Origin of the sequence: Micromonospora sp. NBC_00617 (assembly GCF_045161355.1) — a bacterium.
Classification (GTDB): Bacteria; Actinomycetota; Actinomycetes; order Mycobacteriales; family Micromonosporaceae; genus Micromonospora.
In genome coordinates this window covers 6,689,395-6,715,490 of the sequence record NZ_CP107751.1, presented here as the reverse complement: position 1 = coordinate 6,715,490, position 26,096 = coordinate 6,689,395, and the positions used below count along the sequence as shown (strand labels likewise).

At 72.5% G+C, this 26,096-nt stretch carries 26 protein-coding genes and 2 pseudogenes; 11 read left to right on the top strand and 17 right to left on the bottom strand.

Going from position 1 to position 26,096, the window contains the following annotated elements; genetic code table 11:
* Window positions 1–23: 23 nt before the first annotated feature.
* Window positions 24–1,142 carry a GuaB3 family IMP dehydrogenase-related protein gene (locus OG505_RS31230; RefSeq protein ID WP_405429539.1) on the bottom strand — a complete coding sequence of 373 codons (1,119 nt, stop codon included), beginning with the start codon at window positions 1,140–1,142 and terminating at the stop codon, window positions 24–26.
* Between the two features lie 27 nt (window positions 1,143–1,169).
* On the bottom strand, window positions 1,170–2,732 hold the full coding sequence (guaB, locus tag OG505_RS31225) for an IMP dehydrogenase (RefSeq protein ID WP_405429538.1): 1,563 nt from the start codon (window positions 2,730–2,732) through the stop codon (window positions 1,170–1,172).
* Window positions 2,733–2,926: 194 nt separating this feature from the next.
* On the opposite strand from guaB, the gene OG505_RS31220 reads away from it, so the two are divergent.
* On the top strand, window positions 2,927–3,346 hold the full coding sequence (locus OG505_RS31220) for a DUF5319 domain-containing protein (RefSeq protein WP_357494406.1): 420 nt from the start codon (window positions 2,927–2,929) through the stop codon (window positions 3,344–3,346).
* Between the two features lie 25 nt (window positions 3,347–3,371).
* Here the strand turns inward: OG505_RS31220 and OG505_RS31215 are convergent.
* Window positions 3,372–3,578, bottom strand: a pseudogene (locus OG505_RS31215) (response regulator transcription factor); the annotation flags it as partial.
* 68 nt (window positions 3,579–3,646) lie between these two features.
* A pseudogene (locus OG505_RS31210) lies at window positions 3,647–4,190 on the bottom strand (helix-turn-helix transcriptional regulator); the annotation flags it as partial.
* Between the two features lie 256 nt (window positions 4,191–4,446).
* On the opposite strand from OG505_RS31210, the gene OG505_RS31205 reads away from it, so the two are divergent.
* Window positions 4,447–4,830, top strand: a complete 384-nt coding sequence (locus OG505_RS31205) for a WhiB family transcriptional regulator (RefSeq protein ID WP_405429537.1) — start codon at window positions 4,447–4,449, stop codon at window positions 4,828–4,830.
* A 166-nt stretch (window positions 4,831–4,996) separates the two neighbouring features.
* Here OG505_RS31205 and OG505_RS31200 read toward each other — a convergent pair whose 3' ends face one another.
* From OG505_RS31200 to groES, 3 genes are all read right to left on the bottom strand, one after another.
* Window positions 4,997–6,625: a molybdopterin-dependent oxidoreductase gene (locus OG505_RS31200; protein ID WP_405429536.1), complete on the bottom strand. Its 1,629-nt coding sequence runs from the start codon at window positions 6,623–6,625 to the stop codon at window positions 4,997–4,999.
* 125 nt (window positions 6,626–6,750) lie between these two features.
* Window positions 6,751–8,391 (bottom strand): chaperonin GroEL, encoded by a 1,641-nt coding sequence (groL, locus tag OG505_RS31195; RefSeq protein ID WP_405429535.1) that lies wholly within the window; start codon window positions 8,389–8,391, stop codon window positions 6,751–6,753.
* Window positions 8,392–8,461: 70 nt separating this feature from the next.
* On the bottom strand, window positions 8,462–8,776 hold the full coding sequence (groES, locus tag OG505_RS31190) for a co-chaperone GroES (protein ID WP_030330046.1): 315 nt from the start codon (window positions 8,774–8,776) through the stop codon (window positions 8,462–8,464).
* Between the two features lie 258 nt (window positions 8,777–9,034).
* On the opposite strand from groES, the gene OG505_RS31185 reads away from it, so the two are divergent.
* From OG505_RS31185 to OG505_RS31150, 8 genes are all read left to right on the top strand, one after another.
* Window positions 9,035–10,231 carry a THUMP-like domain-containing protein gene (locus OG505_RS31185; protein ID WP_405429534.1) on the top strand — a complete coding sequence of 399 codons (1,197 nt, stop codon included), beginning with the start codon at window positions 9,035–9,037 and terminating at the stop codon, window positions 10,229–10,231.
* Window positions 10,232–10,241: 10 nt separating this feature from the next.
* Window positions 10,242–10,721, top strand: a complete 480-nt coding sequence (gene ybaK / locus OG505_RS31180; RefSeq protein ID WP_405429533.1) for a Cys-tRNA(Pro) deacylase — start codon at window positions 10,242–10,244, stop codon at window positions 10,719–10,721.
* Window positions 10,722–10,900: 179 nt separating this feature from the next.
* Complete coding sequence (locus OG505_RS31175) at window positions 10,901–11,995, top strand: sugar ABC transporter substrate-binding protein (RefSeq protein WP_405429532.1); 1,095 nt, start codon at window positions 10,901–10,903, stop codon at window positions 11,993–11,995.
* Between the two features lie 115 nt (window positions 11,996–12,110).
* On the top strand, window positions 12,111–12,929 hold the full coding sequence (locus OG505_RS31170; RefSeq protein ID WP_405429531.1) for an ATP-binding cassette domain-containing protein: 819 nt from the start codon (window positions 12,111–12,113) through the stop codon (window positions 12,927–12,929).
* On the top strand, window positions 12,926–14,188 hold the full coding sequence (locus tag OG505_RS31165; RefSeq protein WP_405429530.1) for a sugar ABC transporter permease: 1,263 nt from the start codon (window positions 12,926–12,928) through the stop codon (window positions 14,186–14,188). The genes OG505_RS31170 and OG505_RS31165 overlap by 4 nt, the downstream gene beginning before the upstream one ends.
* Before the next feature lie 22 nt (window positions 14,189–14,210).
* Window positions 14,211–15,392 (top strand): ROK family protein, encoded by a 1,182-nt coding sequence (locus OG505_RS31160; protein ID WP_405429529.1) that lies wholly within the window; start codon window positions 14,211–14,213, stop codon window positions 15,390–15,392.
* 19 nt (window positions 15,393–15,411) lie between these two features.
* Window positions 15,412–15,720, top strand: a complete 309-nt coding sequence (locus OG505_RS31155; RefSeq protein ID WP_405429528.1) for a DUF1707 domain-containing protein — start codon at window positions 15,412–15,414, stop codon at window positions 15,718–15,720.
* 168 nt (window positions 15,721–15,888) lie between these two features.
* On the top strand, window positions 15,889–16,629 hold the full coding sequence (locus OG505_RS31150; RefSeq protein WP_405429527.1) for a DUF4142 domain-containing protein: 741 nt from the start codon (window positions 15,889–15,891) through the stop codon (window positions 16,627–16,629).
* 22 nt (window positions 16,630–16,651) lie between these two features.
* Here the strand turns inward: OG505_RS31150 and OG505_RS31145 are convergent, their stop codons facing one another.
* The 4 genes from OG505_RS31145 to tsaB are packed head-to-tail and all read right to left on the bottom strand — an operon-like array spanning window position 16,652 to window position 19,119.
* The gene (locus tag OG505_RS31145) at window positions 16,652–16,906 is read right to left on the bottom strand and encodes a hypothetical protein (protein ID WP_039906914.1); all 255 of its coding nucleotides are present in this window, start codon (window positions 16,904–16,906) and stop codon (window positions 16,652–16,654) included.
* Window positions 16,907–16,920: 14 nt separating this feature from the next.
* Entirely contained in the window at window positions 16,921–17,967 is a 1,047-nt protein-coding gene (tsaD, locus tag OG505_RS31140) for a tRNA (adenosine(37)-N6)-threonylcarbamoyltransferase complex transferase subunit TsaD (RefSeq protein WP_405429526.1), read from the bottom strand.
* The gene (gene rimI / locus OG505_RS31135) at window positions 17,960–18,445 is read right to left on the bottom strand and encodes a ribosomal protein S18-alanine N-acetyltransferase (RefSeq protein WP_405429525.1); all 486 of its coding nucleotides are present in this window, start codon (window positions 18,443–18,445) and stop codon (window positions 17,960–17,962) included. The genes tsaD and rimI overlap by 8 nt, the downstream gene beginning before the upstream one ends.
* The gene (gene tsaB, locus OG505_RS31130; protein ID WP_405429524.1) at window positions 18,442–19,119 is read right to left on the bottom strand and encodes a tRNA (adenosine(37)-N6)-threonylcarbamoyltransferase complex dimerization subunit type 1 TsaB; all 678 of its coding nucleotides are present in this window, start codon (window positions 19,117–19,119) and stop codon (window positions 18,442–18,444) included. The genes rimI and tsaB overlap by 4 nt, the downstream gene beginning before the upstream one ends.
* Before the next feature lie 477 nt (window positions 19,120–19,596).
* Between tsaB and OG505_RS31125 the strand changes: the two genes are divergently transcribed.
* Entirely contained in the window at window positions 19,597–20,301 is a 705-nt protein-coding gene (locus tag OG505_RS31125) for a helix-turn-helix domain-containing protein (protein ID WP_405429523.1), read from the top strand.
* Between the two features lie 113 nt (window positions 20,302–20,414).
* Here OG505_RS31125 and ung read toward each other — a convergent pair whose 3' ends face one another.
* The 6 genes from ung to OG505_RS31095 all read right to left on the bottom strand — a co-directional run bounded on the left by ung (window position 20,415) and on the right by OG505_RS31095 (window position 26,047).
* The gene (ung, locus tag OG505_RS31120; RefSeq protein WP_405429522.1) at window positions 20,415–21,116 is read right to left on the bottom strand and encodes a uracil-DNA glycosylase; all 702 of its coding nucleotides are present in this window, start codon (window positions 21,114–21,116) and stop codon (window positions 20,415–20,417) included.
* A 76-nt stretch (window positions 21,117–21,192) separates the two neighbouring features.
* Window positions 21,193–21,675, bottom strand: a complete 483-nt coding sequence (gene tsaE, locus OG505_RS31115; RefSeq protein WP_355068245.1) for a tRNA (adenosine(37)-N6)-threonylcarbamoyltransferase complex ATPase subunit type 1 TsaE — start codon at window positions 21,673–21,675, stop codon at window positions 21,193–21,195.
* On the bottom strand, window positions 21,672–22,775 hold the full coding sequence (locus OG505_RS31110) for an alpha/beta fold hydrolase (protein ID WP_405429521.1): 1,104 nt from the start codon (window positions 22,773–22,775) through the stop codon (window positions 21,672–21,674). Before OG505_RS31110 ends, tsaE begins: the two co-directional genes overlap by 4 nt.
* Window positions 22,776–22,948: 173 nt before the next feature.
* The gene (alr, locus tag OG505_RS31105) at window positions 22,949–24,070 is read right to left on the bottom strand and encodes an alanine racemase (protein WP_405429520.1); all 1,122 of its coding nucleotides are present in this window, start codon (window positions 24,068–24,070) and stop codon (window positions 22,949–22,951) included.
* A 90-nt stretch (window positions 24,071–24,160) separates the two neighbouring features.
* Window positions 24,161–25,630: an NAD(P)H-hydrate dehydratase gene (locus OG505_RS31100; protein WP_405429519.1), complete on the bottom strand. Its 1,470-nt coding sequence runs from the start codon at window positions 25,628–25,630 to the stop codon at window positions 24,161–24,163.
* Window positions 25,631–25,684: 54 nt separating this feature from the next.
* On the bottom strand, window positions 25,685–26,047 hold the full coding sequence (locus OG505_RS31095; protein WP_405429518.1) for a holo-ACP synthase: 363 nt from the start codon (window positions 26,045–26,047) through the stop codon (window positions 25,685–25,687).
* Window positions 26,048–26,096 lie beyond the last annotated feature (49 nt).

Below are 26,096 nucleotides of genomic sequence, written 5' to 3'. Positions count from 1 at the left end.
CCTTCCGGCGTCTGAACGACAGGTCAGCGGTCGAGGACCAGGCCGACCTTCTGGAACTCCTTGAGGTCGCGGTAGCCGCACTTGGCCATCGCCCGGCGCAGCCCACCGAACAGGTTGAGCTGGCCGTCGGCCTCGTCCGCCGGGCCGAAGAGCAACTGCTCCATCGACCCGATCGGCTCGCCGGAGACCTCGAACGCGCCACGGGGCAGCGACGGGTGACTCGCCGCCGAGTGCCACCAGGCGCCACCGGCCGGCGCCTCCTCGCAGAGTGACAGCGGCTCGCCGAGCATCACCGCGTCCGCGCCGCAGCCGAGCGCCTTGGCGATGTCACCGGAGGTCTGGATGTCACCGTCGGCGATCAGGTGCACGTACCGGCCGCCGGTCTCGTCGAGGTAGTCCCGACGGGCCGCCGCGGCGTCGGCGATCGCGGTGGCCATCGGCACCCGGATGCCCAGCACCGACTCGGTCGTCGACCACTCGTCGCCGCCGATCCCGACGATCACGCCGGCCGCGCCGGTACGCATCAGGTGCAGCGCCGTCTTGTAGTCGGTGCAGCCGCCGACGATCACCGGCAGGTCGAGGTCGGCGATGAACTCCTTGAGGTTCAGCGGCTCGTCGGTCGTCGACACGTGCTCGGCCGACACGATGGTGCCCTGGATGACCAGGATGTCCACGCCGGCGTCCAGGATGACCGGGGCCAGCGCCAGGGTGTGCTGCGGGGACACCCGCACCGCCACCGTGCCGCCGCCGGCGCGCAGCTCGCGGACCCGCTCGGCGATCAGATCCGGGCGGATCGGCTCGGCGTACACCTCCTGGAGCCGCTTGGTGGCGCGGGCCTCCTCGTCGAGGCCGGCCAACTCCTCCAGCACCTTCGTCGGGTTCTCGTAGCGGGTCCACAGCCCCTCGACGTTGAGCACGCCGAGACCGCCGAGCTGACCGAGCCGGACCGCCGAGGACGGGCTCATCGTGGCGTCCGAGGGGTGCCCGACACAGGGGATGCCGAACGGGTACGCGTCGAGCTGCCACGCGGTCGAGACGTCGTCGACGTCCCGGGTCCGGCGGCTCGGCACGATGGCGATGTCGTCCAGGTGGTAACCGCGCTGCGCGGTCTTGCCCAGCCCGATCTCGACCACGTCACGCATGGGGGACTCCAGGTTGTTGGGGGATGGTCAGCGGGAGTGGTAGTTGGGCGCCTCGACAGTCATCTGCACGTCGTGCGGGTGGCTCTCCTTGAGCCCGGCCGCGGTGATCCGGATGAGCTGACCGCGCTCGTGCAGCTGGGCGATGGTCGCCGCGCCGCTGTAGAACATGCCCTGACGGAGACCGCCGGCGAGCTGGTGGACCACCTGCGCGAGCGAGCCGCGGTAGGGAACCTGACCTTCGATGCCCTCCGGGATCAGCTTGTCATCCGAGCTGACGTCGCCCTGGAAGTAGCGGTCCTTGGAGTACGACTTCTGCGCGCCGCGGGTCTGCATCGCGCCGAGCGAGCCCATGCCCCGGTACGACTTGTACTGCTTGCCGTTGATGAAGATCAGATCCCCGGGGCTCTCCTCGCAACCGGCCAGCAGGCTGCCGAGCATCACCGAGTCGGCGCCGGCCACCATGGCCTTGGCGATGTCCCCGGAGTACTGCATGCCGCCGTCGCCGATCACCGGCACGCCGAGCGGCCGGCAGGCCCGGGCCGCCTCCATGATCGCGGTGATCTGCGGTACACCGACCCCGGCCACGACCCGGGTGGTGCAGATCGACCCGGGGCCGACCCCCACCTTGACCGCGTCCGCGCCGGCCTCGGCGAGCGCCCTCGCGCCGGCGTACGTGGCCGAGTTGCCGCCGATGACCTGGACCTGGGTCTCCCGCTTGAGTCGGGAGATCATCTCCATGATGGCCCGGCTGTGGCCATGGGCGACGTCGCAGACGATCACGTCGACGCCGGCGTCGATCAGGGTCCGGCCCCGCTTGTACGCCTCGTCGCCGAAGCCGATCGCGGCGGCGACCCGCAGCCGACCCGAGTCGTCCTTGCTGGCGAGCGGGAACTGCTCGCTCTTGGTGAAGTCCTTGACGGTGATCAGGCCCCGGAGCCGACCGTCGGCGTCCACGAGCGGGAGCTTCTCGACCTTGTGCCGGCGCAGCAGCTCCAGCGCGTCGGGCTTGCTCACCCCGACTGGCGCGGTGATCAGCGGAGTCCGGGTCATGACCTCGTGGACCGGGGTGTTCAGGTCGGTGACGAAGCGCATGTCGCGGTTGGTGATGATGCCGACCAGCTTGCCGGCGGCGTCGGTCACGGGCAGCCCGGAGATGCGGAACCGGCCGCAGATCACGTCCACGTCCCGCACGGTGTCCTCCGGTGAGCACGTCACCGGGTTGGTGATCATGCCGGACTCGGAGCGCTTGACCAGGTCGACCTGCTGGGCCTGGTCCTCGATCGAGAGGTTGCGGTGCAGCACGCCGATGCCACCCTGCCGGGCCATGGCGATCGCCATCCGGGCCTCGGTCACGGTGTCCATCGCGCTGGAGACGAGCGGGAGTGCGATGTCGATCTCGCGCGTCAGTCGGGTGCCGGTGTCGATGTCGTGCGGCGCGATGTCCGACTCGGCGGGCTGGAGCAACACGTCGTCGAAGGTGAGCCCGAGCGGGATGACCCGCGCCGAGCCGGCCGGCAGCTCCGGCAGGTGGCCGCCGATCTCGCCGGGGTCGGCCCCGGTCAGCTGGTCGGCGCTGGGCGAATTCTCCACGATTGCTCCCATGAGCTGCTCGGACGGGCTTCAGCGAGGTGGCGCGCGGGCACCGGCGCACGCCGGGCTGACGGCATGTGCGTTCATCGTACCCACTGAGCTGCGCCGCCCCGGTCGGTGCCGGCGCGGGTCCGCGAGGCCACCAGGAGCGGCGCGGGGACGCGGGGCGCGGGGGTTGGGTCTACGGTGAGGGGGTGCACGACGAGCCCATCGACCCGTTCAACGGCGACCCGGCCGACCCGACCGCGGGCCTGGACGACCCGGGCGACGACGCGACGCCGGATCCGCTGACCGACGTCGAGCGGCAGGATGTGCTGGAGGACCTCGCCGACCTGGAGATCTACCAGGCCCTGCTGGCGCCCATCGGGGTGCGCGGGCTGGTCATCGAATGCGAGGACTGCCGGGAACCGCACTACTTCGACTGGGACCTGCTGCGGGGCAACCTGCGGCACCTGCTCAACTCGGGGCGGCCCCGGGTGCACGAGCCGGCGTACGACCCGGATCCGGACCACTACGTCACCTGGGACTACGCCCGTGGATACGCCGACGGGGTGCACGACACCCTGACCGAGGGCACCGAGGACGAACCGGGCACCGCTACCACCGCCGAGTGACCGCTGGCTGACCCCGCCGCCGGTGTCAGGAGACCAGGCCGGCGCGGAATCCGGCGGCGACCGCGTGGGCGCGGTCCCGGGCGCCGAGCTTGCGGAACAGCCGTCGCGCGTGTGTCTTGACGGTGTCCTCGGACACGAACAGCTCCCGGCCGATCTCCGCGTTGCTCTTGCCCTCGGCCATGCCGAGCAGCACCTGGAGTTCCCGTTCGGTGAGCCCGATCGACGCCCGGTTGGGGCGGGCGCTCGGGGCGGGCCGGTTCGGGTCGGTCTGGCCGGCGGCCGACCCGTCGGTCGCCGATTCGACCTCGTCGTCACCTCGCTGCACCGGCACCGACGGCATGCCCGGCGACCCGTCGCCGGGCGCGGCCGTCCAGCCGGGTTCGGCGGAGCCGCGCACCGATGGCGCGGAGCGGCCCGACCCACCGACCGCGGCGGTGTCCCGGGCCGGGTCGGTGACCCGCTGCCGGGAGGCTCGGCCGGGCGCGGTGAGCAGCAGCAGGGCCTTGGCGACCGCGCTGGTCAGGTCGTGGTCGGCGTTCTGGATGAGACCCCGGGCGCCGGCGCTGATGGTGGCGGCGGCGGCCTCGGACTCCTCGGCGCCGAGCAGCAGGACCGCGGCCTGCGGCGCGCGGGCCAGCACCCGGCGGACGAACCCCGCGCTGTCCGGCCGGGTGAGAGCCGTGTCAGCCAGGACCACGTCCGCCGGCCGCTCGGCGAGTCGCAGCATCACCTCGGGATCGGAGACGGCGGTACGGACGATCGCGGACAACCCCAGCCGGGCGGCAGCAGAAGTGAGGTGCTGAGCCGCGAGCGGTGTCCGAACGCACACAAGAACGGTACGCACTGTGGTGGTCTCCTCTCCGCACACGAGCAGACCATGACGGCGTCGGCTGGGGAGGGGGTTCCCGGCAATCATCTGAACTTTTCCGACAGATGGGGCAAAAGCCGCAAGTTGCCAGACGTTTTGGATCACACACGTGTGAGCCGACGACAGCCCGGGTACCGGGAGGGCCAGGCCGGGAACGGTGCGCCTGCGCGGCCCGCCGCCCGGAAGCCGGCCACAAGAATTCTCGCGGTGCCGCGCGGGAGGAGGGGTGCTGATGTCGAACGTACGTAGACTGCCCGGACCCATCGTCGATCTCTGGGACTGGCAGCGGCTCGGTGCCTGCCGGGGCCGGGACAGCGCCCAGTTCTTCCACCCGGACGGGGAGCGAGGCTCCTCCCGACTGCGCAGGGAGTCCACCGCCAAGTCGGTCTGCCGCGCCTGCCCGGTCCGGGCCGAGTGCGCCGCCCACGCCCTGTCGGTCCGCGAGCCGTACGGCGTGTGGGGCGGCTTCAGCGAGTCGGAGCGGCTGCGCCTGCTCGCCGTCGGCTGGGAGGACCTGGCCGACCGCCGACAGATCCGGGTCGACGTCGCCCGCCTGGAGGCGCGACTGGGCCGCCCGCACAAGTCGACGGTCCCGGCGCAGCGCAACGTCGCCTGACCCGGCACCCACCCCGAACACCGCGAACCGCGCCCCCGCCCAGCGGGAGCGCGGTTCGCCACGTCCCCCCACCCCACCCCGAGAAGCCCCGTCGATCATGAAGTTATTGCCCCGACGCGCCGTCCATCGGGGCAATAACTTCATGATCACCAGAGGGGGCGGGGGGTTAGCGGACGTTTACTGGGACCGTGTGCCAGCCGGTGGCGCCGTCGGGGGCGACGCTCTGGGTGCGCTCGGTCTGGGTTTCGCCGGTCGCGTCCGTTGCCCGGACCTGGAGCCGGTGCTCGCCCGGCGTGGCGTCCCAGCGCCAGGACCACTGCACCCAGGTGTCCACCGACACCGTCGGCGCCAGCTCCGCCTCCTGCCAGGGGCCGTCGTCGACGCGTACCTCGACCCGGCTGATGCCCCGGTGCTGCGCCCAGGCCACCCCGGCCACCGTCACCGGACCGGCGGTCAACCGGTTCCGCCGTCGCGGCGCGTCGATGCGCGACTGGGTCTTGATCGGGCCCTGGGCGGACCAACCGCGCGGCACCCAGTACGCGTCGAAGTCGGCGAACCGGGTCAGCTCCAGCTCGGTCACCCACTTGCAGGCCGACACGTAGCCGTAGAGGCCGGGCACCACCATCCGGACCGGGAACCCGTGCTCAACCGGCAACGGCTCGCCGTTCATGCCGATCGCCAGCAGCGCGTCCCGTCCGTCGCGGAGCGCGGCGGTGGGGGTGCCACAGGTCCAACCGTCGACCGAGCGGCCGACGACCTGGTCGGCGTCCTCTTCCGGCTGCACCTCGTCCAGCAGTTCCCGCAGGGGTACGCCCAGCCAGCGGGCGTTGCCGATCAGGTCCCCACCGACCTCGTTCGAGACGCAGGCCAGCGTGACGTACCGCTCGACCAACGGCCGGGCCAGCAGATCGGCGTAGCTGTAGGTGCGCTCGGTGCCCACCCGGCCATGGATGCGCAGCCGCCAGGTCTCCGGGTCCACCTGCGGCACCACCAGGGCGGTGTCGATCCGGTAGAACCCGAGATTCGGGGTGACGTACGGCGCGAGCTGGGCCAGCGACAGGTCCGCGCCCGCCGGCACGGCCGGTGCGGGGACGACCGGCGCGGGCAGTCGGATCGCGTCCCGGGCGGCGGACACGCCGCGCCGCCCGGCCAGCCAGCGCCCGCCGAGACCGGCCACGGCGGCCGTGCCGAGCAGCACCCCGGTGCCGGTCAGGAACCGCCGCCGCGACTCCGGATCGACAGTCGCGGTCGGCGCGGCGGGGGTCACCGGGATCGGCAGGCCCTCCGTCGGCCCGGCGGGCGACACCGGCGGCGGGGTTGCCGAACGCGGGGCGGTGGGTGGGGTCCAGGGCCAGGGGTCCAGCTCGAACGGGCCGGCGATGAACAGCCAGAGCACCAGGGCGCCGAGCCCGCCGCCGACCAGTGACGGCAGCGCGTCGAAGACGTCCGCGCCGGGGCGGGTCAGCGCGGCGGCCACACCGACGGCGCCGAACGCCGCGATGCCAGCCAGGCCCAGGCCCAGCCGGCGGACCGCCAGCACCCCAAACAGCGCGGCGAACCCGCCCAGCAGCAGGGCCGTTCCGGTCAGCAGGGCGATCTTGTCGGCAGTGCCGAAGACGTCGATGGCGAACTGCTTGAGGGGCTCGGGGACGGCGTCGACGACCACCCCGCCCACCGCGACCAGTGGCGCCGACCGGGGGCCGGTCAGCACCGCCACCGGCTCCGCGATCCCGATCGCGACGGCGGCGGCGGTCACTCCGGCCAGCGCGGCGTACCGCCGCGACGTGGTGCTCATCGGCCCAGTGTGCGCGTCCGTCTCGCCGGGTCGCCAACCATGTCAGCGCTTGGTAATGATCGCGGAGACGAACCGGGGCACACCGCCGTACGACGGTGTGCCCCGCAACGGGTGTCGCTACCGGATCAGAAGCCCGGGCCGTGCTGGTGGCCGTGACCGTGGCCGTGCCCACCGGCGGCGGCCGGCTCGGCCTGCTCCGGCTTCTCCACCACGAGGCTCTCGGTGGTGAGCAGCAGACCGGCGATCGAGGCGGCGTTGGTGACCGCGTTGCGGGTCACCTTCACCGGGTCGATGATGCCGGCCTTAGCCAGGTCGACGTACTCGCCCTTGGCGGCGTCGAGGCCGTTGCCCCACTGCATGCCGGCGACCTTCTGCGTCACGACGTAGCCGTCGTGACCGGCGTTCTGCGCGATCCAGCGCAGCGGCTCGACCAGCGACTTGCGCACGATCGAGACGCCGACCTTCTCGTCACCGGTGAAGCCCAGGTCGTCGTCGAGCACCGGAAGGATCTGCACCAGGGCGGCGCCGCCGCCGGGCACGGTGCCCTCCTCGACCGCGGCCTTGGTCGCCGCGATGGCGTCCTCGATGCGGTGCTTGCGCTCCTTCATCTCGACCTCGGTCGCCGCACCCACCTTGATCACGGCGATGCCGCCGGAGAGCTTCGCCAGCCGCTCGGCCAGCTTCTCCCGGTCCCAGTCGGAGTCGGAGGCCTCGATCTCCTTGCGGATCTGCGAGACCCGGTCGTCGACATCGGCCTTCTGGCCGCCACCGTCGACGATCGTGGTGTTCTCCTTGTCGACCACGACGCGCCGGGCGCTGCCGAGCACCTCCAGGCCGACCTGGTCGAGCTTGTAGCCCAGCTCCGGGGCGACCAGCTCGGCGCCGGTGGAGATCGCGATGTCCTGGAGCATGGCCTTGCGCCGGTCGCCGAAGCCCGGGGCCTTGACCGCGCAGACCTTGAGGGTCTTGCGCAGCGAGTTGACCACCAGGGTGGAGAGCGCCTGACCGTCCACGTCCTCGGCGATGATCAGCAGGGGCTTGCTGTTCTGCAGGACCTTCTCCAGCAGCGGCAGCAGCTCCTCGATCGCCGAGATCTTCTGGGTGGTGACCAGGATGTACGCGTCCTCCAGGACGGACTCCTGACCCTCCAGGTCGGTGACGAAGTTCGGCGAGATGAAGCCCTTGTCGAACTGGAGACCCTCGGTCACGTCCAGCTCGGTGGTGAGCATCGAGCCCTCCTCGACGGTGATGACACCGTCGCGGCCGACCCGCTCCATCGCCTCGGCGATCAACTCGCCGATGGTGGCGTCCTGCGCGGAGATCGTCGCCACGTTCGCGATCGACTTCTTGTCGGCGACCTCGACGGCCCGGCCGAGCAGTGCCTCGGAGACCTTGGCGGCCGCCGCGTCGATGCCCCGCTTGATGCCTGCCGGGTTGGTGCCGGCGGTCACGTTGCGCAGGCCCTCACGGACCATCGCCTGCGCCAGCACGGTCGCGGTGGTGGTCCCGTCGCCGGCGACGTCGTTGGTCTTGGTCGCCACCTCCTTGACCAGCTGCGCGCCGAGGTTCTCGTAGGGGTTGGTGAGCTCGATCTCCTTGGCGATGGTCACACCATCGTTGGTGATCGTCGGCGCACCGAATTTCTTGTCCAGGACGACGTTGCGCCCGCGCGGGCCGAGGGTGACCTTGACCGCGTCTGCGAGGGCGTTGACACCATGCTCCAGCAGGTGCCGGGCGTCGTCCGAGAAGCTCAGGATCTTCGCCATGAATGTCCCTTCGAAGCGACGCTGCCCCGGCCCGGCGAGCCGGACCGGGGCAGCGACACTGATCGGTTGCTTACTTCTCGATGACCGCGAGGACGTCGCGGGCGGAGAGCACCAGGTACTCCTCGCCGGCGTACTTGACCTCGGTGCCGCCGTACTTCGAGTAGAGGACGGTGTCGCCGACCTGCACGTCAACCGGAACCCGGTTGCCGTTGTCGTCGACGCGCCCCGGGCCCACAGCGAGGACGGTGCCCTCCTGCGGCTTCTCCTTGGCGGTGTCGGGGATCACGATGCCCGACGCCGTGGTGGTCTCAGCCTCGTTCGCCTGGACCACGATGCGGTCCTCGAGCGGCTTGATCGCAACCTTGGTCGCGGTAGTCACGGGCATACCCTCCTGGGGTACTGGTTTCGTTGCTGGCCAGCGGGGCTGACCAGCGTCAATTGCCTCATGCCACCGGGCGGGGCCGTCGTCGCGGGTGCCGGTCCGCCTGGCGTGCGCACCCGGGTCGCGAGACCCGGAAGCTGGCACCCTCAGGGTGAGAGTGCTAATCGCAGGTTATTCCGTGGCTAGCACTCCGTCAAGGAGAGTGCCAGCGCGTCGCGCCCCGCCAGCCGGCATTTCCGGCTCGGCCGGGAGAATGGCCGGGTGGATCTCGAACAGCTGGCGGCGCTGCGTACCCCCGAGGGGTTGGCCGCGCTCACGGCGGCGGCCGGGCTGGCCGGCGGTGATCCACTGGCGGCGGCGTCGGCCCTGCGTGCCGCGGGGGTGCCGCCCGCGCTGGCCGCGGCGGCGCTCACCCAGGCCGAGCTGCGCCACCGGGCCGTCGGCAAGTTCGGCCCGGTCGCCGCCGGGATGTTCCTCACCCGGGCCGGGCTGGAGCAGGCCACCCGCCGGGTCGTCGCCGAGCGCCGCGCCGAGCGCCTGCGCGCGGCCGGCGTACGCACGCTGGCCGACCTCGGCTGCGGCCTCGGCGCCGACGCGCTCGCCGCCGCCCGCGCCGGCATCCGGGTGTACGCAGTGGAGGCCGACCCGGTGACCGCCGCGATGGCCGCCGCCAACGCCGCCGCCGCGGGGCTGGCCGAGCTGTTCACGGTCGAGTGCGGCGACGCCACCGCGTTCGACGTCTCCCGGGTCGACGGGGTCTTCTGCGACCCGGCCCGACGCACGAGCGGCACCGGTCGGCGGATCTTCGACCCGCGTGCCTACTCGCCGCCGTGGGACTTCGTCACCGGGCTGGCGGAGCGGGTGCCGCGCACGGTGGTGAAGGTGGCGCCGGGACTGGACCACGCGCTCATCCCGGCCGGCGCGGAGGCGGAGTGGGTCGGCGTGGACGGCGACCTGGTCGAGGCCGCGCTCTGGTGTGGCGAGCTGGCGGAGGTGCCCCGCCGCGCCACCCTGTACCGCCAGCGGGGCGCCGAGACCCACCGTCACCAGCTCACCGGCTCGGGTGCCGCCGAGGCGTCGGTCGGGCCACCGCGCCGCTACCTGTACGACCCGGACCCGGCGGTGGTCCGCGCACATCTCGTCGCCGAGCTGGCCGACCAGCTGGACGCCACGCTGGGCGACCCGAGCATCGCCTACCTCTACGCCGACCGGCCGACCCGCACCCCGTACGCGCGCTGTTTGGAGATCACCGACGTGCTGCCGTTCTCTCTCAAGCGCCTGCGGGCGTTGCTGCGCGAGCGGCGGGTGGGCCGGGTGGAGATCCTCAAGCGGGGCTCCGCGCTCACCCCGGAGCAGTTGCGGCGGGATCTGCGGCTGGCCGGCGACCAGGCGGCGAGCCTGGTGCTCACCCGGACCGCCGGGGCACCGACCGTGTTGGTCGGCCAACCGGTCCACTAGCGTCGTCGGTGTGGCGGGACAGGGCACTCCGGCGACGGCGCTGCTGGCCAAGCGTCAGATCGCGTATCGCACCCATCCGTACCGGGTCTCCCCGGACGCGCCGAACTACGGCGCGCTGGTCGCCGAGGCGCTCGGTGTGGCACCCGAGCGGGTGTTCAAGTCGCTGGTGACCGAGGTCGACGGCGCTCTGACCGTGGCTGTCGTCCCGGTCACCGGCGAGCTGGACTTCAAGGCGCTCGCGGCGGCGGTGGGCGGCAAGCGGGCGGCGATGGCCGACCGGTCGGTCGCCGAGCGGGCCACCGGCTACGTGCGCGGCGGGATCAGCCCGCTCGGGCAGCGCCGGCGCCTGCCCACCGTGCTGGACGAATCCGCGCTGGATCTGCCGACGATCTACGTCTCGGCTGGTCGACGCGGTCTGCAACTCGAACTGGCCGCGGCGGACCTGGTGGCGCTCACCGACGCCCGCACCGCGCCGTTGCAGACCCGCTGACGGCTCTCGTTACGTCGACTCTCCCGTGGGATACGCGGGGAGTAACAGTCGCGTTGCTGAATTGTTATCGCTTCCAACAAACTTGGCACCTGCGCGGTCTTGTGGGACCAGTGTGACGCGCAATACGTTGCCGGACGCAACAAAACAACACCTCCCCCACCTCCGAAAGGACCCTGCACATGCGTAAGGGGATCCTCACCATCGCCGCCGTGGGCCTGCTCGCGACCGGCGGTTTGACCGCCTGCGGCGACGACTCCGGCTCCGACAAGCCCAGCTCCACCAAGACCCCCAAGATCGGCGTCATCCTGCCGGACAGCAAGTCCTCCGCCCGGTGGGAGACCGCGGACCGCAGGTTCCTGGAAGAGGCGTTCAAGGCCGCCAACGTCAAGTACGACATCCAGAACGCCCAGAACGACAAGAGCGCCTTCCAGACCATCGCCGACCAGATGATCACCAGCGGCGTCACCGCCCTGATGATCGTCAACCTGGACTCCGGCACCGGCAAGGCCGTGCTCGACAAGGCCAAGTCGCAGGGCGTCGCCACCATCGACTACGACCGGCTCACCCTCGGCGGCTCCGCCCAGTACTACGTCAGCTTCGACAACGAGACCGTCGGCAAGCTCCAGGGCGAGGGTCTGGCCAAGTGCCTCACCGAGAAGAACGCCAAGAACCCGGTCGTGGCGTACCTGAACGGCTCCCCCACCGACAACAACGCCACCCTGTTCAAGGCCGGCTACGACTCGGTGCTCAAGCCGAAGTTCGACGCCAAGGAGTACGTCAAGGGCCCCGAGGACTCCGTGCCGGAGTGGGACAACACGCAGGCCGCGACGATCTTCGAGCAGCAGCTCACCAAGGCCAACGGCAGGATCGACGGCGTGCTGGCCGCCAACGACGGTCTCGGCAACGCGGCCATCTCGATCCTGAAGAAGAACAAGCTCAACGGCAAGGTGCCGGTGACCGGCCAGGACGCCAGCACCGAGGGCCTGCAGAACATCCTCGCCGGTGACCAGTGCATGACCGTCTACAAGGCCGTCCGCGAAGAGGCGAAGGCCGCCTCCGACCTGGCCATCGCGCTCGCCAAGGGCGAGAAGAAGGACACCGGCCAGACGGTGAAGGACCCGGAGGGTGGCCGCGACGTCCCGTCGGTGCTGCTCACCCCGAAGGCCATCTACAAGGACAACATCAAGGACGTCATCGCCGACGGCTACGTGACCAAGGAAGAGGTCTGCACCGCGGCGTACGCCAAGGCCTGCACCGAAGCCGGCATCAGCTGACCGACGCCGCAGTACCCGCCGGGACGACCACCGCCGCCCGGCACGGGAGCACACCTCCCGTGCCGGGCGGCGCCCGCCGGACGGGCCCCGACCCTCCCTTAAGAAGGAGACCCCCGTGTCCGCGACCCCCCTGCTGGAGCTCCGCGGGATCGACAAGAGCTTCGGTCCCGTCCAGGTGCTCCGCGACGTCGCCCTGACCGTCCACCCGGGCGAAGTGACCGCTCTGGTCGGCGACAACGGCGCCGGCAAGTCGACCCTGGTGAAGTGCATCAGCGGTATCTACCCCACCGACGCGGGTGAGGTCCTGTTCAACGGCGAACAGGTGCACATCGGCAGTCCCCGCGACGCCGCCGCCCTCGGCATCGAGGTCGTCTACCAGGACCTCGCGCTCTGCGACAACCTGGACATCGTGCAGAACATGTTCCTCGGCCGGGAGAAGCACAGCGGCATCGTCCTGGACGAGCCGAGCATGGAACAGCTCGCCGCCGAGACTCTGGCGGGGCTCTCCATCCGTACCGTCACCTCGCTTCGCCAGCACGTGTCCAGCCTCTCCGGCGGTCAGCGCCAGACCGTGGCCATCGCCAAGGCGGTGCTGTGGAACAGCAAGCTCGTCATCCTGGACGAGCCGACCGCGGCGCTCGGTGTGGCACAGACCGCCCAGGTCCTCGAACTGGTCCGTCGCCTCGCCGACAACGGCCTGGCCGTGGTTCTCATCTCGCACAACATGAACGACGTCTTCGCCGTCTCCGACCGGATCGCCGCGCTGTACCTCGGCCAGATGGTCGCCCAGGTGAAGACCACCGACATCACTCACGCCCAGGTGGTTGAGCTGATCACCGCCGGGCGCTCGGGCGGGCTCGGCCTCGCCACCGACCCGGGCGGCAACGGCGACGGCCCGCAGCCGGCCGACTCGATCTCAGGAGGCGTCCGATGACCACCACCGCCGTGCGCAAGGACGGCCCGGCGGCCGTCACACCGCCGCCGACCGTCGCCAGGCACGCCCGCAACTACCTCAGTCGGGTACGCGGTGGCGACGTCGGCGCATTGCCGGCCGTGCTCGGTCTGATCGTGCTCTGCACCGTGTTCGCGGTCATGCGGCCGTCGTCGTTCCTGTCGGCCGGCAACTTCGCCAACCTCTTCACCCAGGGCGCCGCGGTCACGCTCATCGCGATGGGTCTGGTCTTCGTGCTGCTGCTCGGCGAGATCGACCTCTCCGCCGGATTCGCCAGCGGCGTCTGCGCGGCGGTGCTGGCCAACGTGGTCACCGTGCTCGGCTACCCCTGGTGGGTCGCCGTGCTCGCCGCGATCGCCACCGGCCTGGTCATCGGCACCAGCCTCGGCATGCTCGTCGCGAAGGTCGGTATCCCGTCCTTCGTGGTCACCCTCGCCGGCTTCCTCGCCTTCCAGGGCATCGTGCTGCTGCTGGTGAAGGAAGGCACCAACATCTCCGTACGCGACAACACGCTTGTCGCCATCGCCAACCGCAACCTCACCCCCGCCCTGGGCTGGGCGTTCGCCATCCTCGCGGTCGTCGGCTACGCGGCGGTGCAGCTGCTGCGTCACCGCAACCGGGTGGCCCGCGGCCTGATCACCGACCCGATCGCCGTGGTGGCGCTCCGGATCGCCGGGCTCGCCATCATCCTCGGCACGGCCGTGTACGTCCTCAACCTGGAGCGCAGCCGCAACGTCCTGATCAGCTCGCTCAAGGGCGTGCCGATCGTGGTGCCGGTCATCGCGGTGCTGCTGGTCGTCTGGACCTTCGTACTCCAACGCACCAGCTACGGCCGGCACATCTACGCCGTGGGCGGCAACCGGGAAGCGGCCCGCCGGGCCGGCATCGGCGTCGACCGCATCCGGATCTCGGTCTTCATGATCTGCTCGTCGATGGCAGCCGTCGGAGGCATCGTGGCGGCCAGCCGGGCCAACTCGGTCGACCCGAACACGGGGGGCAGTAACGTACTGCTCTACGCGGTCGGCGCGGCCGTCATCGGCGGCACCAGCCTCTTCGGCGGCAAGGGCCGCGTCCTCGACGCCATCCTCGGCGGCGCGGTGGTCGCGGTCATCGAAAACGGAATGGGCCTGATGGGGTATAGCGCGGGAGTCAAGTACGTGGTCACCGGCGTCGTGCTGCTGCTCGCCGCCAGCGTCGACGCGCTCTCCCGCCGCCGCGCGGCAGCCACCGGCACCCGCTGACCGCGCGGAAGGTAGCACCAGCATGCGCCCGGCACCCAGCCAGGAGGAGGTCCGGAGGCAGAACCTCGGGGCCCTGCTGCGGCACGTGCACGTCCACGGGGCGACCACCCGGGCCGAACTCACCACCGCGCTGGGGCTGAACCGGAGCACCATCGGCGCGCTCACCGCCGACCTGGCCGGCGTCGGGCTGGTCAGCGAGGGAACGCCGAAGGAGACCGGCCGGGCCGGACGACCGTCCATTGTCGTCCGGCCCGAGTCGGCCCGGGTGTACGCGTACGCGTACTCCGTCGAGGTGGACCGGCTGCGCGCCGCCCGGGTCGGCCTGGGCGGCGCGGTGCTGGACCGCCGGGAGCTGGACCGACCACGCGGACTGCTGGCCGCCGAGACCGCGCCGCTGCTCGCCGGTGCGGTCAAGGAGATGCAGCAGGCGGTGCCCGCCGACGCGATCTGCGTCGGCACCGGCGTCGCGGTCTGCGGGATGGTCCGCCGCGAGGACGGCCTGGTCCGGCTCGGCCCCACCACGGGTTGGGTGGACGAGCCGATCGGCGCCGCGCTCGGCGCCGAACTGGGCCTCGACGTGCCGGTCACGGTCGGCAATGTGGCCGACGTGGCGGCGTTCGCCGAGCACGCCCGGGGGGTCGCGGCCGGCTGCGACAACGTCATCTACCTGTACGGCGACGTTGGCGTCGGCGCCGGCATCATCGCCGGGGGGCGCCGGCTCACCGGACACGGCGGGTACGGCGGCGAGGTCGGCCACATGAAGGTGGTCCGCGACGGCATGCCCTGCGAGTGTGGCGCCCGGGGCTGCTGGGAGACCGAGATCGGCGAGCACGGCCTGCTGCGCGCGGCCGGACGATCCGACGCCCGAGGCCGCGACGCGCTGCTGGCCGTCTTCGACGCCGCCGACCGGGGGGACGCCCGCGCCCAGACGGCGGTACGCCAGGCGGGTGACTGGCTCGGCTTCGGGGTGGCCAACCTGGTCAACGTCTTCAACCCCGAGATGGTCATCTTCGGCGGCACCATGCGCGACCTCTACCTCGCCGCGGCCGCCCAGATCCGCAGTCGACTCAACTCCAACGCCCTCGGCGCCTGCCTGGAACACGTCCGGCTGCGCACCCCCACACTGGGCGAGGACGCGCCCCTGATCGGCGCCGCCGAACTGGCCTTCGAACGGCTCCTCGCCGACCCCCTCGACGTGGGCTGATCCGCGTACCCTGTCCGGCGTGGATGTCGAGCTGCGCGCCTCCGACGACGACCGCCACCGGGTGGTCGCCGAGCTGCACCGGCACACCACCGAGGGCCGGCTCACGCTGGACGAGTTCGACGAGCGGGCCGGCGCGGTGTGGACCTCCCGTACCCTCGGCGACCTGGCCGCGCTGACCCGGGACCTGCCGGCCCTGCCCGACCCCGCCGCCGCGATGGCCGGCGGCGGTGACCCGATCGAGCACGGCCGCCGGGAGCTGCTGGTGCTCTTCGCCGTCGCCGCGCTCACCCTGCTGCTGCTCGGCGGCTTCCTCGCCGTCACCCGCTGATCCGCGCCGCGCGGAGGGCTCCGGCTCGTCCACCGCACACATTTCCGCGGGGCGTACGGATGAACTGATCGGGCGATCAGTCCGTACCAGTGGGCGGACGGGCGGTCGGCAGGATGCGGCTGCCCGGTCCAGACGCGTTTCGGTCGGGACCGAGGAGGCACCGCAGACATGGCACCGCTCAGATCCGCCCGTCGTCGGCCGGGCAACCGGATGCACCGCGCGGCGATGTTGCTCATCGCGATCATCGCGGGGGTCGGTGTCCTGCCCGGAGTGGCCATCGCCGCCCCCGCCGGCGGGCAGCAGCTCAACGCCGCCGACATGACACTGCTCAACGGTGTGCGGTTGGCCGGGCTGTGGGAAATGCCGGCCGGCCAGATGGCCGCCGAGAAGGGGCAGTCGGCGAAGGTCCGGGAAATCGGTGCGGGCATCGCCAACGAGCACCAGAAGCTCGACCAGCTCGTCGTGGACGCCGCCAACAAGCTCGGCGCGACCATCCCCACCGAGCCGACCGCCGAGCAGAAGGGCTGGCTGGCCGAGATGCAGAAGGCCTCCGGCGCCCGGTTCGACCAGATCTTCGTCACTCGGCTCCGGGTGGCTCACGGCAAGATCTTCCCGGTGATCGGCGCGGTCCGGGCCAGCACCCGCGACGCGACCGTCCGCAAACTCTGCGAAGACGCCAACGGATTCGTGATGCACCACATGCAGATGCTGGAGAGCACCGGGCTGGTCCGCTGGCCGGAGCTGCCCCCGGCGGCGCTGCCCGCCCCCGGCCAGGACGGGCTGCTGGCCGCCGCCGCGGCGAACACCGGCCCGCAGGTGGGGGTCAGCAGCACCGTCATCTGGCTGGTCTTCCTCGCCGCGCTCGGCACCGGCGGGATCGCCACCTACCGGATGCTGCGCCGCAGCTGAACCACCCGTCTGGTGGCCCCCGTCAGCGGTCCACCTGGGTGAAGTCCCAGGAGTGCGGGGCGCGGGCCACCAGCAGGGCGGGTGGATCGGGCAGCGGACGCGGGCTGCTGCGCCACTTGGAGATGACCACGACGCGGTGGTCGGTGGAGGAGAAGACCTCGCTGGACACGTGCAGAGGGTCGTGCTCCAACTCCGGCAGGGCGGTGTCGCACACCCAGGTGATCAGGTCCGCGACGCCGTACGCCTCGGCGCGCGCCTCCCACATCCGCACGATCATCTCCGGCGCCCCCGTCACACGCTGACCGTTGTCAACGGCAGCGCCGAGTCGGCCGGCAGGTCCAGCCGGCTCGGCGCGACCCCGGCGGCGACCAGATGCGATCCGAGCGCGGCCACCATCGCCCCGTTGTCGGTGCACAGCTTCGGCCGAGGCACCCGCACCCGGATGCCGTACTTCTCGGCCCGCTGCTCGGCCAGCACCCGCAGCCGGGAGTTCGCGGCCACTCCGCCGCCGATCACCAGCGTCTCGATCCCCTGCGCCCGGCAGGCGGCGAGCGCCTTGCTGGTCAGGACGTCACAGACGGCCTCCTGAAAGGACGCGGCGACGTCGGCCACCGGCACCGGCTCGCCGGCGCGCTGCCGCGCCTCGACCCACCGGGCCACCGCCGTCTTCAGCCCGGAGAACGAGAAGTCGTACCGGTGGGCGGCGAGATCCTTGGCGGCGGTGAGGCCCCGCGGGAACGCGATCGAGGCGGCGTCACCGGCGCGGGCCTCCCGGTCGATGGGCGGGCCGCCCGGGAACGGCAGACCCAGCAGTCGAGCGACCTTGTCGAACGCCTCACCGGCCGCGTCGTCGATGGTGGCGCCGAGCGGGGTGACGCCCCGGGCCAGGTCGTCGACCAACAGCAGCGACGAGTGCCCGCCGGAGACCAGCAGCGCGATCGCGGGTTCCGGGAGCGGGCCGTGCTCCAGGGTGTCCACCGCGACGTGCGCGGCGAGGTGGTTGACGCCGTACACCGGCTTCTCGGCCGCCAGCGCGTACCCCTTGGCGGCGGCGACGCCGACGAGCAGCGCGCCGGCCAGACCGGGCCCGGAGGTGACCGCGATGGCGTCGATGTCGGCGAGGGTGACACCGGCCTCGGTCAGCGCGCGCTGCATGGTCGGCACGATGGCTTCCAGGTGAGCCCGGCTGGCCACCTCGGGCACCACGCCCCCGAAGCGGGCGTGCTCCTCGACGCTGGACGCGAGCGCGTCGGCCAGCAGGGTGTGCCCGCGTACGATGCCGACGCCGGTCTCGTCGCACGAGGTCTCGATGCCCAGGATCAGCGGTTCGTCAGCCATGGTCGTGTGGTCCGTCCCCGGTCGGCTCGGCGTCGCGCCGCATGACCAGCGCGTCGGTGTTGCTCGGTTGGTAGTAGCCGCGACGCACCCCGATCGGCTCGAACCCGTACATCGCGTAGAGCCGCTGGGCGGCGACGTTGTCCACGGCGACCTCCAGCAGGGTGCTGCGGGCGTCCCGCCGGGCCGCCTCGGCGAGCAGCTCCTCCAGCAGGGCACGCCCGACGCCGCGGCGCTGGACGTCCCGGCGGACCGCGATGACCTGCACCCACACCTCGTCCGGTGGGGCTCCGGCGAGCCCGGCATAGCCGAGCAGGGCGCCGTCGGTGTCGGTGGCGACCCGGTAGTGGTGCCTGTTGGCCAGCTCGTTCCAGAACATCGCCGGCGACCAGTGTTCCGCGCCGAAGAGGTCCACCTCGATGGGCATCGCCTCGTCGATGTGCCACCAGCGGAACGGGTCGAGCCGTACGGTCGTGCTCACGGCAGGACCGGTTTGCGGCCGGTGGCCGCCACGGCGTCCGGACGGCGCAGATAGAGCGGGGTGAGCCGCTCACCGGGTGCGCCGGCCCGGATCCGCTCGGCGGCGAGCTGCGCCAGCACGGTGGCCTCCGGGTAGCGCGGCTCGACCCGGACCGGCAGGTCCAGGGCTTCGGCGTACCGGTGTGCCCCGTCGCCGACCGCGACCGTCGCCCCCAGTTCCCGGGCGCGGGCGGCGGCCACCGCCGGGGTGGACACCTCGGGCCCGACGATCCGCTGACCGGCGCCGTCGTAGACGGCCCAGTACAGCTCCTTGCGGCGGGCGTCGCTCGCGGCCAGCACCGGCTCGCCGGCCACCGCCGGGTAGCCGATGCCGTCCAAGGAACAGACGCCGTACGTCGGAACGCCGAGCACCTGCCCCATCGTGGCGGCGGTGACCAGGCCGACCCGCAGCCCGGTAAACGGCCCTGGGCCGAGCCCGGCGACGATGGCGCCCAGGTCATGCGGGCGCGCTCCGGCATCGGCGAGGACCGCGTCAACCTGGGGCGCGAGCAGTTCACCGTGCGCGCGGGCGTCGACCGTGCACCGGTGCGCCCGGGACGTCACGCCGTCCGCCGAGATCTCCACCAACGCTGCGGTCACCGCGGGGGTCGAGCTGTCCACCACGAGTACGAGCACGGTTAGCCAGCCTAGCGGCCCCGCCACCGCCGCCCGGCCACGCCCCGCCCCCGCCCCCTGCCTGCCTGCCTGCCTGCGCCCAGGGTCAGCCGTCCTGGCCGTCCTGGCCGCGCTCACCGCCCTGGCCGTCCTGGCCGCGCTCACCGCCCTGGCCGTCCTGGCCGCGCTCACCGCCCTGGCCGTCCTGGCCGCGCTCACCGCCCTGGCCGTCCTCAATCGATCTTTGCGGGACGTCACCACTCGGCCGGAGGCCACTTGTCCTGATGAGCGGTATACCTGTGAGTCATATTTATGACTCACAGGTATACCGCTCATCAGGGAATGACCCACCCGACGGCGCCGGGTCGCCGAGCCGCCAGGTCGCCGAGCCGCCGAGCCGCCGGGTCACCGAGTCGCCGGGATCTCGGACCCAGGCCACGCAGTCGTAAATCCGGCTCAGCGGTTTCTCCACGGCGATGGACGGGCCACCATGTCGGCATGCCGCCCACGCGCCTCGCCACCCTGCTCGGCAGGGCTGTCCGTCAGCAACGGCACCTGCGTGACCTGACCCAGTCCGAGCTGGCCGAGGCGGCGGGGGTCACCCAGGCGGCTGTTGCCCGGATCGAGAGCGGCAGCCGCGCCGCCAGCATTCCGGTGCTGGAGCGCTTGTTCGCCGCGATGGACGTGCAGATGGTGGTCGAGGTCGAGCCGCTGGAAGCGCACCTCGACGCCCGCATCGGCGAACTGGCCGCCCGGCCGATCGCCGAACGCATCGACGAGCTGGGCCTGGATGAGACGCTGGACCGACTCACCGACTTTCCGCAGGTGCTCACCGGCAGCACGGCGGCCCTGTTGCAGGGCGCGCCGGTGCCGGTGGACGCCGTGGAGATCGCCCTGCGCTGGCAGGACTCGAAACGGTTCACACGCTGGCTGGAGACGAACTACGGCCAGCGGTGGAACGCCCGCTGGGGCGAGTTCGGCGGGGTGTGGCTGGAGCCGGAGGAGCCGGGCGAGCACCGGTGGTCGACCCGGTACGGCGAGATCAGGGCGACCATGTGCGACGAGCTGCCCGAGACGATCGAGGTGCGCCACGGCGGGCGCGACTATCGGGTGGTGCCGGTGGTCGAGCTGGAGCTGACCGAGCCGCGGGCCGCCGAACTGCTGCGCCGCTACCGGGCGCGGCAACTCGCTGCCGAGGGCTGACCCGCGCGGCGAAGGGCCGCGCGGTCTCGCCGGGTGCACGGCCCGCACCAGAACAACAAGCTGCCAGCGCGGCCCGCGCCATTGAGCAGGCGGCGCGGCCCGGGCCGCAGGGGTCAGCCGGCGGTGCGCTCCCAGTCGATGGTGGGGCGGCCGGCGTCGGCGAGCGCCTTGTTGGCCGCGTTGAACGGGCGACTGCCGAGGAAGCCGCGCGGGTTCATCGGGCTGGGGTGACCGGCCTCCAACACCACGTGCTGCGGGCTGGTGACCAGGGCCGCCTTCTTGCGCGCGTAGCCGCCCCAGAGCAGGAAGACCACCCGGTCCGGTGCGGCGTCCAGCGCCCGGATCGTGGCGTCGGTGAACTCCTCCCAGCCCGAGTTGGCGTGCGAACCCGGCGTGGCCTGGCGCACCGTCAGCACCGCGTTGAGCAGCAGCACGCCCTGCGCGGCCCAGCCGTCGAGGTTGCCGCTGCGCGGCTTGGCCACGCCCACGTCCTCGCCCAGCTCCTTGAAGACGTTGCGCAGCGACGGCGGCACCGCCACCCCCTCGCGGACGCTGAAGCTCAACCCGTGGGCCTGCCCGGCGCGGTGATAGGGATCCTGCCCGAGGATCAGCACCCGGGTGCTCTGCGGCGGGCAGAGCCGGTACGCCGAGAAGAGATCCTCCAACGGCGGGAAGACGGTCTGCGTCGCATACTCCCGGGCGACGAACTCGGCCAGCGCGGCGGTGCGGGCCGGATCGAGGTGCGGGGTGAGCACGGCACGCCACTGCTCCGGCAGCAGGGCCAGCAGATCCAGGGCGGGGGCGTCGTCGGGCATCAGGAACCTCTTCCAGCGCGGGTCGGTCCCCCGCACTCTAGGCACCCGGTCCGACAGCGCCGCGCCGACACAGGCCCTAACTCAGCTCGGCGAGCCGTCGGGCCCAGTCGCCACCGACCGGCTCCAGCTCGACGATCCGGGTGTCGTCGTCGCGGCGGTCGATACGGACCCGCAGGTGCGCGTCGACCAACTGCTCCACCAGGCCCTCACCCCACTCCACCACGGTCACCGACTCGTCCACCGAGGCGTCCAGGTCCAGGTCGTCGATCTCGGCACGGGGGTCGCTGGCGGCGCCCAGCCGGTACGCGTCGGCGTGCACCAGGGCCACCCGACCACCCCGGGCCGGATCGGGCCGGTGCACTCGGGCGATCACGAACGTCGGCGAGGTGACGTCGCCGAGAACGTGGAGCCCGGCGCCGACGCCCTGGGTGAGCGCGGTCTTGCCGGCCCCCAGCGGACCGGTCAACAGCACCAGGTCACCGGCCCGCAGCAGCCCGGCCAGCCGGCGGCCGAACTCCCGAGTGTCCTCGACGGTCGGCAGTTTGACGACGAAACTCACCGGTCCTCCATGCTCTCCAGTGACTCGAGGAACCGCGCCAGCGCGGCGTTGACCTCGTCGGCGTGCTCCAACATCACCACGTGACCGCTGTCTTTGATCTTGATGAACTCGGCGTGCGGCAACCGCCGGACGATCTCCTCGGAGTGTGTCACCGGAGTGATCATGTCCTTGTCGCCGACGACCACCAGCACCGGCGCGTTCGCCAACGCGGCCAGCGCCGGGAAACGCGAGTGCGTGGCCAGCGTCCGCAGGTAGCGGGTCACCGTGTCGGCGGAGGTCCGGGAGTTCATCGTCTCCACGTACGACACCAGCGCCGGGCTGGGCTTGCGGGTGCCGAAGCCGTATTTGCGGGTGAGCAGCCAGGCCACGTTGGACGTGGACTTACGGGCCTTGTCGATGACCGGACCGCCGTACCGGGTGGCGTTGCTGACCATGTAGAGCACCGGGCCGCCGACCCGGCCGAGCAGCGCCGGCGCGACCAGCTTGGTCTCCGCGATCAACCCGCCCGAGGTGGCCATCAGCACCGTGCCCACCACCCGGTCACCGAACAGCTCGGGAAACAGCTCGGCGAACGCCATGATGGTCATGCCGCCCATCGAGTGGCCGACCAGCACCAGCGGCCCCTCCGGGGCGGTCCGGTCGATCACCTGGCGCAGCGTCCGGCCGAGCACCGCCAGGTCGTACTCCCCGGTCTCCAACCGGCCGGACCGGCCGTGACCGGGCTGGTCGTACGCCACGACCCGGTAGTCACCGCGTGCGGCGAGCATCTGGCGCTGGAAGTGGAAGGTGCCCATGTCCAGGCAGAAGCCGTGCACCAGCACCACCGTCGGATGCCCCGGCGTCGGGCGGGTCGGCTCGACCACCTCGACGTGGATGTCGGTGCCGTCCGGCAGCTCCAGCCGGAACGCCTCGTCGTACCGCTGCTCGTCGAACCTCTCGTGCGCGTAGCGGTCGGCCGGGTCGGCCTTGAGCCGGCGGACCAGGGTCCGTTCGGTCGCGACGCCGGCGGCCAGGCCGGCCGCCGCCACCCCGACCGCGGCGCCGACCAGGCCGGCGACCCGGCCGGCGGCGGTCCGCGGACGCGGGATGCGGTACGTCACGGCGTCACCATTGTTCGCGACTGCGGGGCTCGCAACCCCGGCTCACTCCTCACGCTCACGGCGCCACCATTGTTCGCGACTGCGGGGCTCGCAACCCCGGCTCACTCCTCACGCTCACGGCGTCACCATTGTTCGCGACTGCGGGGCTCGCAACCCCGGCTCACTCCTCACGCTCACGGCGAGCGCTCGCCGTCGTAGACGCGCGGCACCCGCGTGCTGCCGAACCGGGTGACGATCTCGTAGTTGATCGTGCCGACCGCCTCGGCCCAGTCGTCGGCCGTCGGCTCGCCGTCGGCACCGCTGCCGAACAGGGTCGCCACGTCGCCGTCGGCCACCGGGTCGTCGCCACAGTCGATCACGAACTGGTCCATGCAGACGCGCCCCGAGATCGTCCGCCGCGCACCGGCGAGCTGCACCGGCCCGGTGTTGGACGCGTGCCGGGGCACACCGTCGGCGTACCCGAGGGGCACCACGGCGAGGTTCGCGTCCGCCTCGGTCGTGTAGGTGTGCCCGTAGGAGACGCCGGTGCCGGCGGGCACCCGCTTGGTGAGCATCACCCGGGCCCGCGCGGTCATCGCCGGCCGCAGCCCGTACGTCTCGCCGGCCACCGGGGACAGACCGTAGATGGCCAGCCCAGGACGGACCAGGTCGAAATGCGTGTCGGGGCGGGTCAGGGTGGCCGCCGAGTTGGCGAGGTGCCGCCAGCGGGGGCGCAGCCCGGCCCGCTCGACCATGGCCAGCCCCTCGTGGAAGACGGCGAGCTGCCGGTCGATGGTCGGATGACCGGGCGTGTCCGCGTACGCGAAATGGCTCCACACACCGACCACCTCGGCCAGGCCGTCGGCCTGCGCCTTCGCGGCGGCGTCGAGCAGCGCCGGCCAGTCGGCGACGGTGGCGCCGCCCCGGGACAGCCCGGTGTCGATCTTCAGGTGCAGCCGGGCGGGGCGCTCGGCGCGCCGGCTCGCCTCGACCATCTCGTCGAGTTGCGGCAGGCTGGCGGCGGCGAGGTCCACCCCGGCGCTGACCCCCTCGTGCAGCGGCAACCCCGGCGCGAGCAACCAGGCCAGCACCGGCGCGGTGATCCCGGCCCGGCGCAGCGTGAGCGCCTCGTCGAGGGTGCACACGCCGAGCCAGTCGGCCCCCGCGTCCAGTGCCGCGCGGGCGGACGGGAGCATGCCGTGGCCGTACCCGTCGCCCTTGACCACCGCCATCAGTTCGGCGGTGGTGCCGGAGCGGAGCCGACCCACGTTCTCGCGGATCGCGTCAAGATCGACTCGTACCTCGGCCTGCCACATACGCCCAGCCTACTTTCCGCCCTGATCCGGTTGGGCGGCGACGCACGGCCCGGTCCGCTGAGCCGGCCAACCGGCCCCGAACAGCGACGATCAGCCCAGCCGGGCGATGACCGGGCGCAGCGCGGTCGCCACGTCGGGCGCGGTCACCGGACCGCCGCGGGCCGCCTCCCGACCGGCGAGCCCGTGCAGGTACGCGGCGGAGGCCGCCGCCCGGTCCGCCGGCACCCCGGCCGCCAGGAGCGAGCCGAGCAGCCCGGCCAGCACGTCGCCGGTGCCGCCGGTGGCCAGCGCCGGGGTGCCGGTCGGGTTGACGTACGCCCGGCCGTCCGGCGTGCCGATCACCGTGCGGTCCCCCTTGAGCAGCACCACCGCGTTCATCCAGGCGGCCAGCCGCAGCGCGGCCCCGACCCGGTCGGCGCCGGGCTCCTCCCCGCACAGCCGGGTGAACTCCCGGTCGTGCGGGGTGACCACGATCGGCGCGTCCCGGCCGCGCAGCCGGTCGGCGAGCGAGCCGTCCACCAGCAGGGTCAGCGCGTCCGCGTCGAGCACCACCGGCACCGGGGCGGCCAGGACGGCCCGCAGCTCGGCCGCCGCGTCGTCGCCGGTGCCCAGCCCCGAGCCGCACACCCAGGCCTGCACCCGGCCGGCGTCGGCGACCCGCCCGGTGGCGATCACCGAGGGGTGCTGGTGCAGCACCTCGGCCCGAGCGCCACCGGCGTAGCGGACCAGCCCCGTTGGCCCGGCGAGTGCCCCGCCGACGGAGAGCACCGCCGCGCCCGGGTACGTCGCCGAGCCGGTCGCCACCCCGACCACACCCCGGGTGTACTTCTCCGACGCCGCGCCCAGCTCCGGCCACCACTGCACGACGTCGGACCACTCGGTGACCCGCAGCGCGGGAGTGCCCCGCAGCCAGGGCCGCAGCCCGATGTCGACCAGCTCCACCTGCCCGGCCAGGACGGCTGCCGGTCCGACGACCAGGGCGGGCTTCAACGCGCCGAAGGCCACCGTCACGTCGGCGCGGACCGCGGCGGGCCGGCCGGACGCGGTAAGCGGCACGTGCCCGGTGTCCACCACAACCCCGCTCGGCACGTCCACGGCCAGCACGGTGGCCCGAGCGCCGTCGCGCCCGCGCAGGTCGTCGAGGCGCTGGGCCACCTCGTCCGCGCTCGCCCGCAGCCCGCCCGCGCCACCGATCCCGACGATGCCGTCGAGGACCAGGTCGACGGGGCCGACCGGGCGGTCGACCAGCCGACCACCGGCGGCGCGCAGCGCGGCCAGCCCCGCGGCGTGCGCCCGCCCCGGGGTGAGCAGCAGGGCGGACACCTCGACGCCCCGGCGGGCCAGCCGTTCCCCGGCATAGAGGGCGTCACCGCCGTTGTCGCCGGAGCCGACGAGCAGCAGCACCCGGCCGCCGTACACCCCGCCCCGCTCGGCGAGCAGCAGAGCGGCCCGGCGGGCCAACCCGGCGGCGGCCCGCTGCATCAGCGTGCCCTCCGGCAGTGTGCCCTTCAGCCCCGCCTCGGCCGCCCGTACGTCAGCCGCCCGCCACACCGCTCTCATGTCACCGTGCCCCATTCCGCTCGCGAGTGGGCCGCCACGGCCACCCGGCCGACATCACCGTTCCGCGACCACCATCGCCGACGCGATCCCGCCGTCGTGCGACAGCGAGAGGTGGTTGATCCCCCGTTCGACGGCCGCCGCCGCGACGGTGCCCGAGACGGTCAGCCAGGGTCGACCGGCCTCGTCGGGCACGATCTCGCAGTCGTGCCAGCTCAGCCCGGCCGGGGCGCCGAGCGCCTTGGCGACGGCCTCCTTCGCGGCGAACCGGGCGGCGAGCGACTCGGGCGAGCGTGGGGTGCCGGGGCGGGTGGCCCGCTCGGCCGCGGTGAAGAGCCGGTCGGCAAGCAGCGGCGTCCGCGCCAGGGACCGGGTGAACCGGTCGACCAGGACGACGTCGATGCCGACAGCGACGATCACCAGACCACCCTACCGGCGGCCGAGGCGGCAGATTAGCCGTCGGGCCCGC